Annotated in this window: 9 protein-coding genes; all 9 read left to right on the top strand. The window is 38.1% G+C overall.

Annotation, left to right across the window (positions count from 1 at the left end):
* Positions 1–71 precede the first annotated feature (71 nt).
* On the top strand, positions 72–3,413 hold the full coding sequence (locus tag ABIB40_RS13245) for a VCBS repeat-containing protein (RefSeq protein ID WP_354359831.1): 3,342 nt from the start codon (positions 72–74) through the stop codon (positions 3,411–3,413).
* Positions 3,414–3,466: 53 nt separating this feature from the next.
* The gene (locus tag ABIB40_RS13240; RefSeq protein WP_354359829.1) at positions 3,467–5,119 is read left to right on the top strand and encodes a peptidylprolyl isomerase; all 1,653 of its coding nucleotides are present in this window, start codon (positions 3,467–3,469) and stop codon (positions 5,117–5,119) included.
* Between the two features lie 46 nt (positions 5,120–5,165).
* Positions 5,166–5,504, top strand: coding sequence for a hypothetical protein (locus tag ABIB40_RS13235; protein ID WP_354359827.1), 339 nt, complete (start codon positions 5,166–5,168; stop codon positions 5,502–5,504).
* Positions 5,505–5,618: 114 nt separating this feature from the next.
* The gene (locus tag ABIB40_RS13230) at positions 5,619–6,944 is read left to right on the top strand and encodes a vanadium-dependent haloperoxidase (RefSeq protein WP_354359825.1); all 1,326 of its coding nucleotides are present in this window, start codon (positions 5,619–5,621) and stop codon (positions 6,942–6,944) included.
* Between the two features lie 25 nt (positions 6,945–6,969).
* Positions 6,970–8,007, top strand: coding sequence for an NHL repeat-containing protein (locus tag ABIB40_RS13225; protein ID WP_354359823.1), 1,038 nt, complete (start codon positions 6,970–6,972; stop codon positions 8,005–8,007).
* A gap of 220 nt (positions 8,008–8,227) precedes the next feature.
* The gene (locus ABIB40_RS13220; protein WP_354359821.1) at positions 8,228–10,975 is read left to right on the top strand and encodes a glycoside hydrolase family 2 TIM barrel-domain containing protein; all 2,748 of its coding nucleotides are present in this window, start codon (positions 8,228–8,230) and stop codon (positions 10,973–10,975) included.
* Positions 10,976–11,012: 37 nt separating this feature from the next.
* Positions 11,013–12,278 (top strand): PQQ-dependent sugar dehydrogenase, encoded by a 1,266-nt coding sequence (locus ABIB40_RS13215; RefSeq protein WP_354359819.1) that lies wholly within the window; start codon positions 11,013–11,015, stop codon positions 12,276–12,278.
* A 13-nt stretch (positions 12,279–12,291) separates the two neighbouring features.
* Positions 12,292–12,666 (top strand): c-type cytochrome, encoded by a 375-nt coding sequence (locus tag ABIB40_RS13210; protein WP_354359817.1) that lies wholly within the window; start codon positions 12,292–12,294, stop codon positions 12,664–12,666.
* Between the two features lie 591 nt (positions 12,667–13,257).
* Complete coding sequence (locus ABIB40_RS13205; RefSeq protein ID WP_354359815.1) at positions 13,258–16,449, top strand: glycoside hydrolase family 2 TIM barrel-domain containing protein; 3,192 nt, start codon at positions 13,258–13,260, stop codon at positions 16,447–16,449.
* The last annotated feature ends 71 nt before the right edge of the window (positions 16,450–16,520 follow it).

Genomic DNA, 16,520 nt, shown 5'->3' with positions numbered 1-16,520 from the left:
GGATTATTTTTGTAAATTACTGCTTGTTGGCTGATGCTTACGCTGCGGCAAATTAATTCTACCAAATATCCATGAAATACAAATCTCCATCCATTTTGTCGCTCGTTCAGCGCATTGCTTTTTTTGTGTTAATTGTTGTCGGTTGGTTTGGATGTAAGCAAAGCAAAACTAAAACAAGCGAAGACAAAGTACTGTTTAAGCCGCTCAGTTACGAAAACACGCATATAGGCTTTAACAATAAGTTAACAGAAGGGCTAAATACCAATGTGGTGCTGTACCAGTATTTTTATAATGGTGCTGGAGTTGCCATTGGCGATTTGAACGGAGACGGATTACAAGACATTTATTTTACGGGTAATATGGTCGACAACAAGCTCTATCTTAATAAAGGGAAGATGCAGTTTGAAGACATTACCACCCAAGCTGGAGTGGCCGGGAGGCCAGGCCCGTGGAAAACTGGCGTTACCATGGCCGATGTTAATGGCGATGGAAAGCTAGATATCTATATATGTTACTCTGGCAAGTTAGATTCGGCCAAACGTGTTAATCAGCTGTTTATAAATATGGGCAATAATTCGCAAGGAATTCCCGTGTTTAAAGACCAGACTGCAGCCTATGGATTGGATTTTCCATCCTATTCTACCCAGGCCTATTTCTTTGATTATGATAGAGATGGAGATTTGGATCTGCTTTTAGTTAACCACAACATACATCGTCTAAGTATTTTAGATGAAGCTTCTGTTAAAGAAATGAATGCTCAAGCAGATGAACAGGCTGGCGTTAGATTGTTACGAAACGATAATGGGAAATTTAAAGATGTAAGCAAAAAAGCAGGTATCCTTAATTCCACTTTTTCTTTTGGTTTAGCTGCCGGCATTGCAGATGTAAACGGAGACGGATGGCCGGATATCTATATATCTAACGATTACAGTGCTCCTGATAGGCTGTACATTAACGATGGAAAAGGACATTTTGTAGATCAACTCCAAAAGGAAATTGGGCACACTTCTTTTTATTCTATGGGCAACAACATTGCAGATATCAACAACGATAACCTGCCCGATATTTATACGTTGGATATGCTCCCAGAAGATAATAAAAGACAAAAACTGTTGTTTGGGGCAGACAATTACGAAGCTTTTAACTTAAATCTCAAAGTTGGTTTTTATTACCAATATATGCGCAATATGCTCCAGGTAAACAACGGGAACAATACCTTTTCAGAAATTGGGCAGTTTTCTGGAATTTCTAATACAGATTGGAGTTGGGCACCACTCTTTGCCGATTATGACAATGACGGTACGAAAGATCTTTTTATAACCAACGGTTACACAAGAGATTATACCAATATGGATTTTTTAAAGTATATGGGAGATAATCTGCGAGATAGAAGTGTAACGCAAGAAGACCTTTTAAAAATTGTGAATAAAATGCCTTCGTCTGATGTGAAAAACTATTTTTTTAAGAACAATGGCGATGCTACCTTTTCTAACGCAAGTGCCCAATGGGGAATAAATGTACCCTCTAACAGCAATGGTGCAGCTTATGCAGATTTAGATAACGATGGCGATTTAGACCTAGTGGTCAACAACATAAACCAGATCGCTTTTGTGTATGAAAATCAAAGCAATGTACAATCTAAAAATCATTTTTTAGAGATTAACCTTAAAGGCAATCAGAAAAATACCTACGGAATAGGTACAAAGGTAATTACATACTCAGGTACGAAAACTCAGTATTTAGAGCAGATGCCTTCCTGTGGTTTCCAATCTTGCGTTTCGCCGGTCTTGCATTTCGGTCTTGCCAACGTTTCTATAATAGATTCTTTAAAAGTTATTTGGCCTAGTGGTAAAATGCAGGTTTTAAGCAAAGTAAAGGCAAATCAAATCATCACCTTAAATGAAGACAACGCTTCCCTCAACTTTAAACAAACAAAGCAACCAAAACCTTTATTTAACGAAGTACCCGCTCCTGTAAAAACCTTGTTTACCGGCGAAGAGATAAATGATTTTAACAGACAACCCCTTATGGTAAACCCAATTTCGTTTTCTGGTACTATGTTGGCCAAAGGCGATATTAATGGCGATGGTTTGGAAGATATTTATGTAGGTGCGCACGACGGCCAGGTTGCAAAGATTTATCTCCAACAAAAAGATAAAAGTTTTAAGCCTCTTGCTGTGCCTGCATTTGAGGCAACTAAGAACCGTACAGATGCAGATGCTTTAATTTTTGATGCCAACGGCGATGGTAAACCCGATATTTATGTGTGCTCTGGCGGATACAACTATTATTATCCTGCAGATGCCTTGCTGCAAGATAGGCTCTACATTAACGACGGAAACGGAAAATTTACAGAACAGAAAAATGCTTTGCCAAAAATGATCAGCAGCAAAAGTTGTGTTAGAACTGCAGATATAAACGGCGACGGTTATCCGGATCTATTTGTAGGTGGAAGGGTTATACCCGGCAGGTATCCAGAAGCTCCGCAGAGCTATATTTTGATAAATAATGGCAAAGGCGTTTTTACGGATGAAACCGAAAAATATAATCCGGCAATAAAAAATATTGGTATGGTTACAGATGCCGCTTGGGCAGATATGAATGGCGATAAAAAGCTCGATTTGATAATTGTTGGGGAGTGGATGCCAATAACCGTTTTTATAAACGAAAACGGCAAACTAAAAGACGAAACTACAACATATTTTGATAAAAAATATGTTGGTTGGTGGAACTGTGTTAAAGTGGCAGACATTAACCGAGACGGACATCCAGACATTATCGCCGGAAACTTGGGCGCTAATTCGCAGTGTAAAGCTTCTGATAGAGAACCTGCGGAAATGTATTACAAAGATTTTGATGATAATGGCTCCGTAGATCCAATACTTTGCTTATATATAGAACACAAAAGTTACCCTTGCGCTAGTAGAGATCAATTGCTAGATCAAATTGCTTTTTTAAGAGGCCGTTTTCAAGATTATAAGAGCTACGCCAATGCAACAATTACCGATGTTTTTACCCCCCAAGAAATGAAGGGTGCCAAACACCTTAGGGCAAATGATTTGCTTACAAATTGTTTTATTAGCACTGCAACCGGAAAATTTAAACGCATCGCATTGCCAGAACAGGCGCAATATGCACCGGTTTATACCATCTCTGTTTTCGATTATGATAAAGACGGTAAAGAGGATATGTTGCTCTGTGGAAATACCAACCACGCAAACCTACGATTCGGGAAATACGATGCCAGTTTCGGTTCTTTGCTGAAAGGCGACGGCAAAGGGAGTTTTAGCTATATAAACCAACAACAGTCTGGCTTTAAACTAGTGGGCGATGTACGGTCAACTATAGATGTAAATAATATGCTTTTGTTCAGTATGGACAAAGGGAGAATGAAAGCATATAAACTAAATTAAAGTTATATTTTTAATAATGCCTTAGAAATTACCATGCCCTTAAAATTATAGTAATGACTGCAAAAAACAAAACATTAACCATACTGATCATGATTTCGGGTTACTTATTTGCATCCTGTGAGGCTAAAAAAAATAAACCTGGCGATGTTAATGAGATAGTATTAAAAACCGGGACAATTGAAATAACCAGATATGAATTCGAGAAGAATCAAAAAAAGGGGATTGAGCAGCAAAAGATACCTGATACTATAGCTTGGCTGAAAAAATACATTGCTGATTCGTACTTTTTAGCTGATGCATACAGCAGAAATTACGACAGCGCGGCAGTTATTAGTAAAAGGGTAAATTATGCAGCAATCACCATGATGGGTAAGTATAAAGGTTACCTCTGGAATAAAATAGAAGAACCGAAACTAACCTTTTCAGATGATGAACTAAAGGCAGTTTACCAAAAGAGTGATAAGTTGTTCCATTTGGAGTTTCTCTTATTTGACAGTAAAAATTCTTTTGATGTAGTTTTGCAGAACAGGGCGCCAATTGAAACACAAGCTGATTTTAGAAAGATCGTTGAAATAGCCACTAAAAGGCGGATTCAATATAGAAAAACTCAACTTTTTTTTCCTTTTGGTGAACTTTTACCTGTGAAGGATGAGATTTACAGATCAACTCGGGGGAATGTTATCCAAGCTCCTTTCAAAAATGGCAAAATGTTGGTGGCGTACATCAACAAAGTCGAAAAGAAACAGCAACAGCCATTTGTGGCTGAGAAACAGAATATCTATTCGAATCTGCGACGGTTGAAAGAAATGCAGATTATTGACAGAAAGCAAGACTCTATATTCCGCCTAGCCGGGATAGTGATGAATGAAAGCGTAGTCCAAGCACTTTCAAAGAAGATAAAGGGTCCTTTTATTCAGGATATTCCTAAAACTATGAAGAATGATACGCTGTTGACATATTTCTTTAATAAAAAAAACCAGCCTCTTTTAATGAGAGACTTTGTGGATTATTATCAAAATAACCCTTTTAACCAAGTCATTACAAATAAAGAGGCATTGAAAGAAACGCTGAAAGGCATAGTAATAGAGAAATATCTATACGCCGACTGCCTTAAGTTTGGGCTAACAAACGACAAGCAATATATCCTAGATAGAAAGAATTTTAAAAACCGCCTTGTACTCGATGCATATTCTCGTGATAACTTTTATAATACAAAGCCATCTGAACGGGCTGTTTCTGATTATTATAAAGTAAATCAGCAGCGCTTTTTAGCCCCCAAAACGTGTCATGTTTCTGTGTTTACCTTCAAAGATATAATTGCGGCTGGGACTAGCCTTTTTCATCTTGATAAAATGCTTCTGGCTGGAACCATCAATTTTTCTGATACTTCAGCATTAAAAGGCTTATTATCATACCGGCCTGATGTACTGCTGAGTAATAAGAACTACCCATATCAGGCAAACATGGTTGCAAATATATTTACCGCTAAACTAAACACGGCTATTGGTCCTTTTGAATGGAATAACCGGGGATACGTTTTTGTCAAAACAAAAGAAGAAGGACAAGAACCTCAGCCCTTGCACCTTGCGAGAGAAGCAATAGAAAGGGAACTGATAACCGAGAGCGCAGAAATATTGAAGGAAAAGAAATTAAAAGAGCTAAAGGGTAAGTATGCTCTGTCAATCAACAAGTTAACAACAGAATAGGAGAGAACAACTATATATTTTAAATTATTTACGTAAAACAAAAATTATGAAAAAATTATTAATGATTTTAGCAATTGTAGCAATTACAACAACTGGTGCATTTGCATATGGCGGAGATGTTCGGTCTCCTGATTATGGATATAACAATAATATAAATACAGCAATATTTTATGATGGTGTTAGCACTTACGGTAACTTGTATTATACGTTATATGTCCAATCATATGGCGAAGCTCGGATAGACGTAGGCGAGGGAAGAAGCTGGAGAAACGGAAACCCGAATAATTACCAAACAGGTTATTTTCAGGGTCCGTTTCCTTATGTTTTTATGAGTGCCGCGGTAAATGCCCCCGGCGGATATTGCTATGTATCAGCCGACTGGTAAATACAGGTGACCAATAACAATCAGTTCTCTCCTATTACTTTATTTACAATGCTTCATCATATTAATTTTTAGTTTGATGAAAAAAGGATCAAAGCAAATCAGCAAATTAAAATTATGTATAAGATATTTATAATCTTTTTATTGATCGGTTTAGCCGTTACCACTAATAGTTGCCGTAAACATAAAATACCCATTTTAACCAACGAAGACATCAGCAAAGTAATTAAGGACATGACCGAGGTTATGATACACGATGTTACCAACCCACCTTTAGCTGCCCGTTTTTATGCCTATACCTGTTTGGCGGGCTATGAAGTGGTGGCGCAAAATGATTCTACAGTAAAGAGTATGTATGGCGTTTTGAACGATTATCCCAAAATCAACAGAGATAAAAAAATGCTAGGTTACAACAGTTCGTTAAGTGCGGTAGTAGCCATGTTTAAAACAGCAGAAAAACTACAGCCCTCGGGTTTTTTAATCAAGGATTATGAAAAAAAGTTCATCGACTCTTGCAGAAGTAGCGGCTTTAATGATGACGAAATTAATTTTTCAATAGCTTATGCAGATACCATCAGCAAACAAATATTGGCTTATGCCAAAAAAGATGGATATTCCAAAATAAGTAATTTCCCCAGATATAGCATCGCCCACAAACCCGGAAGCTGGGAACTTACCCCTCCGGCGTACATACCTCCTATAGAACCATATTTTGAAACGATAAGACGATTGACCCTAGATTCTGCAGCGCAATTTAACCCAGTAGCACCTGCTACATTTTCTACAAATAAACAATCTAAATTTTACAAATTGCTATTGTCCAATGCGGTAAAAGGAGGGAAAGATTTAACACAGAACGAAAAAGACATTGCCAATTTTTGGGATTGTAATCCTTTTGCAGTTCAGAATGAAGGGCACATGATGATTGGATTGAAAAAAATATCTCCAGGTGCACATTGGATGGGCATTGCCGGCATTGCCTGTAAAATAGATAAGAAAAGTTTTTCTGAAACCATGAAAATCTTTACGGTAGAATCTGTCGGCTTGTTAGATGCTTTTATTACATGCTGGCATACTAAATTTGCCACCAATCGGATCAGGCCAGAAACAGCGATCAGAGCTATTCTCAATCCAAATTGGAAACCCTTGCTACAAACGCCTCCTTTTCCAGAATATACCAGTGGCCATTCTGTGGTTTCTGTTTGCAGTGCAACTATTTTAACGCACTACTTTGGTGATAATTTTAAGTTTAAAGACGATATAGAGGCATCATTCGGCATTCCGCCCGCAACTTTCTCGTCCTTTAACCAAGCGGCAAAACAGGCAGCAATTTCTAGGTTTTATGGAGGTATTCATTTTATGGATGCCATAGACCAGGGAATTAAGCAAGGTGCTGATGTTGGCAATTGGGTTTTGGAAAAAGTGGCTAAAAGGCTTAACTAACGTAAGAATTTTAAAAACAACAGAAATGAAGGGGAATCGAATTATTGTAGATAAAAAAGACAGGAGTGCCTTTTTAAGGCGCTTGCTATTATTGTCTTTGTTAATAGCCTGCTATAATATGGTTATGGCTCAAAACATAAACGTTAGCAGTTCTTCAAATCAATTAAGTCCTAAAGTTTTGCCTGGCAATGGATTAAATCATTTCGATTTCTTCTATGCAGGAGAAGCCAAATCGCGTAATATGTACATTGTGCGCAACGGCAAGGTTCATTGGTCTTACTTAGATTCTGTAGGACGTGGAGAAATAAGTGATGCTGTTTTGATGAAAAATGGGGACGTATTATTCGCCCATCAATATGGTGTTACCTTAATAAGCCGGAGCAAAAAGATATTGTGGAACTATAACGCACCCGAAGGATTTGAAACGCACACCGCCGAACCTTTTGGAAAAAATCATGTGGTTTTCGTTCAAAATGGTAATCCTGCAAAAGTGTTTGTAATGAACATGAAAACCAACGTGGTAGAAAAGGAATTTACCATACCATTTAAAAGCGGTACGCATGGCCAAGTAAGGCATGCGAGATTAACGGCTAGAGGCACGCTCTTAATTGCCCACATGGATCTTGGTAAAGTAGTGGAGTATGATACCAACGGAAAACAACTTTCATCAATCGACGTACCTGGCGTTTGGTCGGCAGTAGAGTTAACTAACGGAAACATCTTGGTGGCAAGTAACAACGGTTTTGTTAGAGAAATTTCCCCAGATGGTAAAAAAACGGTATGGAATTGCCAATTGAGTGAACTGCCCGGCTATAAAATTACTAGCCCACAATTGGCTGTAAGATTAGATAACGGGAATACGCTGGTGAACAATTGGTTTAACCAATGGGATAGCAATGTAGATTTAGAAAATCAACCTGTTCAGGCCGTAGAAATTACCCCCAAAAAAAAAGTTGTTTGGGAGCTTCGCGCTTGGAGTTCTCCAGTTAATTTAGGTCCATCAACCACCATTCAGCTATTAAATGATAAACTTAAAGCAAGACATTTTGGAGATTTTAAGTAAAGTAAATCTTTAGCTTAAAGTCAAAAATATTTAGTTTTTTATTTTTTGTTGATGCGTTATTAAGTACGCATTGTCAATTAATATGAACGAATTGCTTATTCGTATTGCTTACCTTTGGTTTAATTTGTGTGACACATTAAATCCTAAAAAAAAGCTGTTGGGGAAAGCTGCCATGTTTAATGGCAACAGAAAACCCTTATAGCTTTATGAAACCATCTAGATGATAAAAAAAATTACGTTGCCATTCTTTTTTATGCTGATTTTTATCAATGCTTTTTCTCAAGAAACTGTTGTAAAATATCTTTCAGGAACCGACAAAGACCGTACCGTGCTTTGGGATTTTTATTGTACTGGCGGTCGCAAAAGTGGCGAATGGACGAAAATCCCGGTACCGTCTAATTGGGAGTTGCAGGGCTTTGGTACTTTTAACTACGGTCACGATAAGAATAAGGCAAGCGAGCAAGGTTTGTATAAGCATCAGTTTTTCGCCCAAAAATGGACAGGCAAAAGGGTATTTATAGTTTTTGAAGCCTCTATGACGGATACTAAGGTAACGATAAACGGAAAGTTAGCCGGGCCTATTCACCAAGGTGCTTTTTACCGATTTAAATATGACATTACAGATTTAATAAAGTTTAATGCACAAAATTTACTCGAGGTTACTGTAGATAAAATGTCTGCAAATAAATCTGTAAATCAGGCAGAACGAGAAAGCGATTTTTGGGTTTTCGGCGGCATTTTTCGGCCGGTTTATTTAGAAATTGTGCCCAACACCTATATAGACAGAATGGCTATAAACGCGAAAGCAGATGGTTCATTCCAAGCGGATGTGTTTACCGGGAATACAAAAAAAGGCGAAAAGCTAGAGGCTCAAATCCAAACGTTAGATGGTAAGAATTTTGGCAAGCCCTTTTCTATCAACGTAGGTAAAGATTCGGTTCGTTTTGGAAGTAAAATTGATAACCCGCGGTTATGGAGCGCTGAGTTTCCAAATAGATACCAAGTTGTTGTTTCTTTAAAAGATGGAAGTAAGGTGATACATGCTGTTAAGCAAAAATTTGGATTTCGCACCGTAGAGCTGCGCAAAGAAGACGGCTTCTATATCAATGGCAAAAAAGTTATCCTTAAAGGAACAAATAGGCACAGTTTTTGGCCAGAAAGTGGGCGTACAACAAGTCATAAGATAGATTTAATGGACGCAAACCTAATGAAAGAGATGAACAACAATGCGGTGCGAATGTCTCATTATCCGCCAGATCAAGATTTTTTAGATGTTTGCGATTCAGTTGGATTGTATGTGTTAGACGAACTTACAGGTTGGCAGTCTAAATACGATACTAACGTCGGGCGCAAGCTGGTTAAAGAACTTGTAGTGAGAGATGTAAACCACCCGAGTATTGTTTTTTGGGACAATGGCAATGAAGGTGGTTGGAATAGAGATTTAGATGGCGATTATGCTTGGTACGATCCACAGGATAGAACGGTAATCCATCCATGGGAGAAATTTAATGGTACAGATACACATCATTATCCAGATTATCAAGCAATTGTGGATGCTGTAGCTACTGGCAAAGAGGTTTTTTTTCCAACTGAGTTTATACATGGATTATATGATGGTGGGGCAGGTGCAGGCTTAGACGACTTTTGGTCGATGATGGTAAAACATCCTCATGGTGCGGGTGGCTTTATTTGGGCTTTTTTAGATGAATCGGTACTGCGTGCAGACAAGAACAATACTTACGATAGTGACGGCGACCATGCACCGGATGGCATTTTAGGGCCGCACCGAGAAAAAGAAGCTAGTTTTTATACGATTAAAGAAATCTGGTCACCAATTTATATTAACCCGAAGCCAATTGACAAAAGCTTTGATGGTAAAATAGAAGTTGAAAATAGATACGATTTTACCAAACTTAGCCAATGTAAATTTGTGTGGAAGTTGGTAGAATTCCCAACCTCTGGAAGTAAATCTACCGATGCTAAAACGCTTGTGCAGGGTAAACCACTTCCTTTGGAGCTGCAACCCGGACAAAAGGGTGAATTAAACCTAAATTTGCCTAAAAATTGGAAGAACGCAGATGCCTTATATGTTACAGCTTACAATCCCGATAACAAAGAATTGTTTACCTGGACTTGGCGAATTAACACGCCAGACCTTAGAAAGAATTTTACGTCACAAAGCCCTTCCGCAGGAAATATCTCGGCCACAGAAAAGGATAGCGTTTTGGCGGTAAGTGTTGGCGCAACAACATATAATTTCAATAAAAATACCGGTTTTATACAGCATGTTGGAAAAGGAGGTAAAGAAATATCACTATCTGATGGGCCCGTTTTGGCAGGTCCAAAAACTGAATTAAAGTCTTTTAAAAATTATGCAAGCGGAAAACAATATATTGTTGAAGCGGTTTATTCGGGAGAGGCATCTTTGCTGGTAAAGTGGACATTTGTTTATGGCAGCCCTGCGAGATTAGATTATACCTACACCCAAACAGGAGACGCAGACTTTATGGGCATTACTTTTAAATACCCAGAAGACAAGGTAACTGGGTTAAAATGGTTAGGACGTGGGCCTTATCGCGTTTGGAAAAACCGACTTCGCGGGCAAAAATATGGCGTTTGGCACAAAGATTATAATAATTCCGTTACTGGAGAAAGTTGGAATTATCCAGAATTTAAGGGTTATCACGCAGAGGTAAACTGGGCGGTTATAGAAAACAAAGAATCAAATTTTACTGTATTTACAGACGATAAAAATATGTTTTTACAAGTTTATCATCCTGCAAGAGAGAAAGCCCCATTAAAAAACAACAATGTAGAGCCACCGTTTCCGAAAGGCGACATTGGATTTTTGCAAGGCATAAGTGCAATAGGAACAAAGTTTAAAGCGGCAGATAAGATGGGGCCACAAAGTCAAAAAAATAAAAATGAAGGCGGACCAGTATCGGGAACGCTATGGTTTAAGTTTTAGTTAAAAAAGTAAAAAGCAAATTTATATAATTAAAAAAATGAGAAAGTTATTGTTAAAAACAAATGGATTGAGCGTTCTTGCCGTTGCACTACTAGTTGTTAGTCTTGCCTGCGCTGCAGTTTTTTGTTCATCTTATGTTATACCCAAAAAGAAATCTATTAAAAGAGAGCCAGGTTTACCGACCATAACTTTAAAGGCACAAAAAATTACCGATACCTTAGAGGCACTTACAGATATGGCCTTTCCCGGAAACGGAGAAATGTGGGTATGTAAGCAAAATGGTGTGATTTTAAATTTCAAAAACGGGAAACAAAGCAATGTTCCTGTTTTAGATTTAAGAAGTAAAACGATAAAAATAAACAATGGTTATGAGGAGCGTGGGCTTTTAGGTATTACACTTCATCCAGACTTTAAAAAGAACAAGAAATTTTATGTGTTCTATAGCCGGCCTATAGATACGAAAGGATTTAATCATACTGGAGTTGTGGCAGAATATAAGCTTACAGAAAGCGGACCAGTAGATCCAAACAGCGGCAGGATTGTTTTAACGGTGGATGAACCAGACGGCAACCACAACGGCGGATGTCTTAAATTTGGCCCAGATGGCTATTTGTATGTATCTTTTGGCGATGGTGGAGGTCAGCATGATAAACACGGCCCTATTGGTAATGGACAAAACCTAAACACGTTGCTTGGAAAAATTCTTAGAATAGATGTGAACACAGACAGTGGCTACAAAGTTCCGGCAGACAATCCGTTTGTTGGCAAAGCCGATGTAAGACCAGAAATTTGGGCCTACGGTTTCCGTAATCCTTACCGTATGTCTTTTGATAAAGTAACGAAACAACTTTTTGTTGGAGAAGTTGGACAAGATTTGTGGGAAGAAGTAGACATTGTAAAAAAGGGAGCAAATTACGGTTGGAAAATTATGGAAGGGAACCATTGCCATAACAATGAAAATACACCAGATACAGGTTGCGACATTAAGGGACTTACCATGCCGATTGATGAATATAGCCATAAAATAGGTATAAGTATTATGGGTGGTTATGTTTATAATGGAACCGCCATACCCGCGCTGAAAAGTAAATACTTTTTTGCCGACTGGACTGGCCCACTGTTTTACCTTAAACAAGACGGCGCAAAGTGGAATAGGGGAAGTGTTAAGTTGACAAATCTTCCAGAAAATTTAAAGATTACTGGAATAAATGAAGATCAAAATGGCGAACTTTACATACTTACCAACCCAGATACTGGTCCCGGCAATAAAAAATGTGGAATTTTTAAAATAGTAAAGAATTAATTCGAATAAAAACATGTTAAAAAGAATAGCAATTATAGCAACAATAGCACTAAGCGTAAGCATATCTTCCCAAGTGTCTGCTCAAACGGTAACGAAAAAGAAAACGACAAAAGTATCTACTGCAAAGTCAGACGTAGTTCAAGGAGGCTTGCTTATTTCAAAAGCGGATTGTTTAAGTTGCCATAAACCAACAATTAAACTTATAGGGCCTTCTTTTAAAGAAATTGCCCAAAAATATAAGCCAACAGATAAGAATTACGCCATGCTTGTAGAAAAAGTTATAAAGGGCGGAAGTGGAAATTGGGGCCCGATGGCCATGTCTCCTCACGGTGATATTGCGCCAGCTAACGTTAAAAAGATGATTACTTATATTTTAGCAACCAAGTAGATTAAAAGCCAACTTGGGTATCCTGTTAGGATTGGAGTTTGATTATAAAACCTCCAAGGTGGCGCTACAAAAGAGATTGCTTCCCTGAGAAATCAGACAACGCAAAGTTACCGTAAACTAATCTTCCCCTCTTTTTTTTAGGAGGGGACAATGTCATTAACTTAAGGAAAATTAATAAAATGGTGTCCTCCGAAGCCTCCCGAATGGTCGGGATAAGTAGTCGAAGGACAGACATTTTATTAGTTTTTATTGTATTTATCACTTATTTGTGAGGTTTTCCACTGCCTTTGAAATAACGAAAAAACGGTTTGCTGAATTTCTGCTCAAAATAGGCGTGAAATAAGAAGGAGCAGAAATTACAGCTCAATACTTTTTTTACCAAATAGCCCTGCCAGAAAGTTGTTTAAAACATCAACACCTCCGCAAAATCCTTAGATCAAAATTGCTAAAAGGCTGTTTTTTAAAACAACTGCCAATATTGGCGTAATTCCATACATTTTGTCAATAAAAATGGATGTTTCGCACAGTCCACATTTATAAGTTTAATTAATTTGCGTCTTAATAAAACACCAGTTTTAGCGAGAATATAAAATGTATAAAATTTCTATTAAGAATTACCTGTTAAAATTAGCGGTAATTTTTGCCTTTGTCTTATCAGATAAAGTTGCAACTGCCCAATCCCAATCTAGCCATCTTTTTGGCCCAAGAGACACCGCTTTTGTCCCGAAAGAAATCCAAGATCCAGAATGTATAGGCATTAACAAAGAGCCTTTTCATTCTACATTGATGCCTTATGCAAATTTAACCGAGGCTCTAAATGCTAAAAGAGATCAGTCTTCTTTTGTAAAAACCTTAAATGGATCCTGGAAGTTCCATTACGTAGATTGGCCACAAAAAAGACCCGAGAACTTTTATAAAAAGGACTACGACGTATCTAGTTGGGACGATATTAAAGTGCCTTCTAATTGGCAAGTTGTTGGTTATGGAACGCCATACTACAGCAATTTTACCTACATATTTCAAAAAGATTTTCCGAATGTAATGAGTACGCCACCAGTTAGTTGGACCGCTTACCAAGAAAGAAATCCGGTTGGCAGTTATAGAAGAAATTTCGAAGTGCCAGCAAATTGGGACGGACGTAGTATATTTTTGACCTTCGATGGAGTTGATGCTGGCTTTTTTCTTTGGGTAAACGGTAAAAAGATTGGCTACAGCGTAAACAGCCGTAACGCTGCCGAATTTGACATTACCAAATATGTAAAGCCTGGCAAAAATATGGTGGCTGTAGAGGTTTACAGATTTACCACAGGAAGTTATTTAGAAGACCAAGATATGTGGCGGTTAAGCGGCATTTTTAGAAATGTAAGTTTATGGAGTGCGCCCAAGGTTCATATTAGAGATTACTTTATCAAAACAGATTTTGACGATAAGTTTCAGAACGCAACGCTTTTGGTATCTACAAAAATTAAAAACTACGATACCAAAGAATCTCCAGCACGCAAATTACAAGTTACCTTGTTCGATGGAAATAAAAAGGTGGGGGGTGTTGAAGGAAAACAGACAATCCCAGCATTAAAGCCCGGCGAAGAAGTAGAAATAAAATTGAGTATTCCTGTAAAGAAGCCCAAAAAATGGACTGCTGAGACACCTTATTTGTACACAACAGTATTAAATATAGAAGACGGAAGTAAAACCACAGAAACCATTTCTTCCAAAACGGGTTTCCGTAAAATAGAAATTAAAGGAAGGTTGTTTTTAGTAAATGGCGTGCCGATAAAGCTTAAGGGTGTAAATAGGCATGAGAATTGGCCAGACGATGGCCACGCAATTACAGAGAAGCAAATGATAAGAGACATTGTGCTTATTAAGCAAGCCAACTGCAACCACGTGCGCACTTGCCATTATTCTGATGACCCGAGGTGGTACGAACTGTGTGATGAATATGGAATCTACCTTGTTGCAGAAGCCAATTTAGAATGCCATGGCGCTTGGGATCAGTTTAATGAAGAACCAAGAATGAAGCAAGCCATTATTAGCAGAAACGAGGCAAATGTTCAGAATTTCAAAAATCATCCATCAGTAATTATATGGTCTCTTGGCAATGAATGTGGTAGCGGTGGGTCTAATTTTAGGGCTGCATTGGCAAGGGTAAGAGAAATAGATCCTAGTCGGCCAACCCACTATCAAGGTTTTGGCATTGGCCCACAAAATCCTGCCGATATCGATAGTGAAATGTACACTCAGGTTGCAAGTTTAGAAGATAAAGCCAATGACACGTCGTTGGTTAAGCCTTTTTATCTGTGTGAATATGCGCATGCAATGTTCAATTCAATGGGCTCGGTAGATGTCTATAACGATATTTTTGATAAATATCCACAGCTTTTGGGCGGCGCTATATGGGAGTGGCAAGATCAAGGTATTTATAACGATAGAGATCCGAACCATCATATAACCGCTTATGGAGGTGGTTTTGGGGAGATGCCGAACGATCATTATTTCATACATAAAGGAGTGGTTTTTTCTGATAGATCACCAAAACCTCATTATCCAGAACTTAAACATGCCTACCAGTGGCTTACCATTAAAGGAACAGATTTAAAAAACGGCATAATTACCATAAAAAATAGGTATCAATTTCTCAATCTGAGCGATTTAACGGCAAAATGGGAGTTAAGTGAAGATGGAATAAAAATAGGGTCTGGCGATTTAAAAGTTGGCGAGATACAACCTGGAAAGGAGAAGACGCTAAAAGTTCCTTTCTCTGTTAAAGCAAAACCCGGTTGCGAGTACTTTTTAAGGGTTTCGTTTGATTTGGCATCTGATAAGCTTTGGGCAAGCAAAGGATTTGAGGTGGCAGAGCAACAGTTAGAACTTCCTATTTCATTGCCAGCCGTAATTGATAAATCAAATGGAGAAAGCTTAGCGGTAGATCAAAATAAAGATTCTATTTCTATTAGTGGAAACAATTTCAAAATTATTTTCAATAAATCCACTGGTACTTTCAGCCAACTCCAAGAAGCTGGCAAAAATGTGTTAGAACAAAACGGTGGACCTATGTTGCACCTCTGGAGAGCGCCGCATCAAAAAGATGATATGTGGGCTTATAAGGATTGGGTAAAATATGGCTTAAATGCTATGAAATGGAATGTTGAAGGTGTAAAGCTCGACCAATCTGCCAAAAACTTAGTTGTAATACACGTAAATTTGGTTGGAGATGGCAAAGAAGGTTTTAAGGTTAACCATCAGGTAACCTATACCATTAACGGAAAGGGAATTATTAATGTGGCCAACCACATTACCTTTAATAACCCTCAACTTATTTTGGCCAGAATTGGTGTGCGGATGTTTATAAATAAAGATTATAATCAATTTAGTTATTTGGGTCGTGGCCCGATGGAAAATTACGGAGATCGTAAAAGTGGTTTTGACGTTGGTAAATATAGCAGCTCTGTTGCAGGCCAACTTACTCCTTACGAAAAGCCAATGGAATGTGGAAATCACGAGGATGTACGTTGGGCTAATTTGCTTAAAGATGGCGCAGGTATAGGAGTTAGCAAGGGCGACTCGCTCATACAAGTATCTGCATTACCTTACAGCGATGAGGAAATGGAAAACGTGGCATATAAAATAGATTTGCCGAAAAGTAATCGGACTGTTTTGTGTGTAAGCCATAAAACATTAGGTGTGGGATCTAACGGTTGCGGACCAATACCACTTAAGCCTTACTTGGTACACGCCCTAACTACGGATTTTACTTATCAGCTAAAATTAATTAGAGAATAAGTACAGCTTTTATCTTAAGAAAGTTGGGCATGATTTAATGCTTAGTAGAATTGAGATTTTAGAAAGTTTAT

The organism is Pedobacter sp. UYP30 (assembly GCF_040547165.1).
Lineage (GTDB): Bacteria > Bacteroidota > Bacteroidia > Sphingobacteriales > Sphingobacteriaceae > Pedobacter.
Note: the sequence above shows the minus strand (reverse complement) of the source record. Positions and strands in the feature narration are given on the sequence as shown.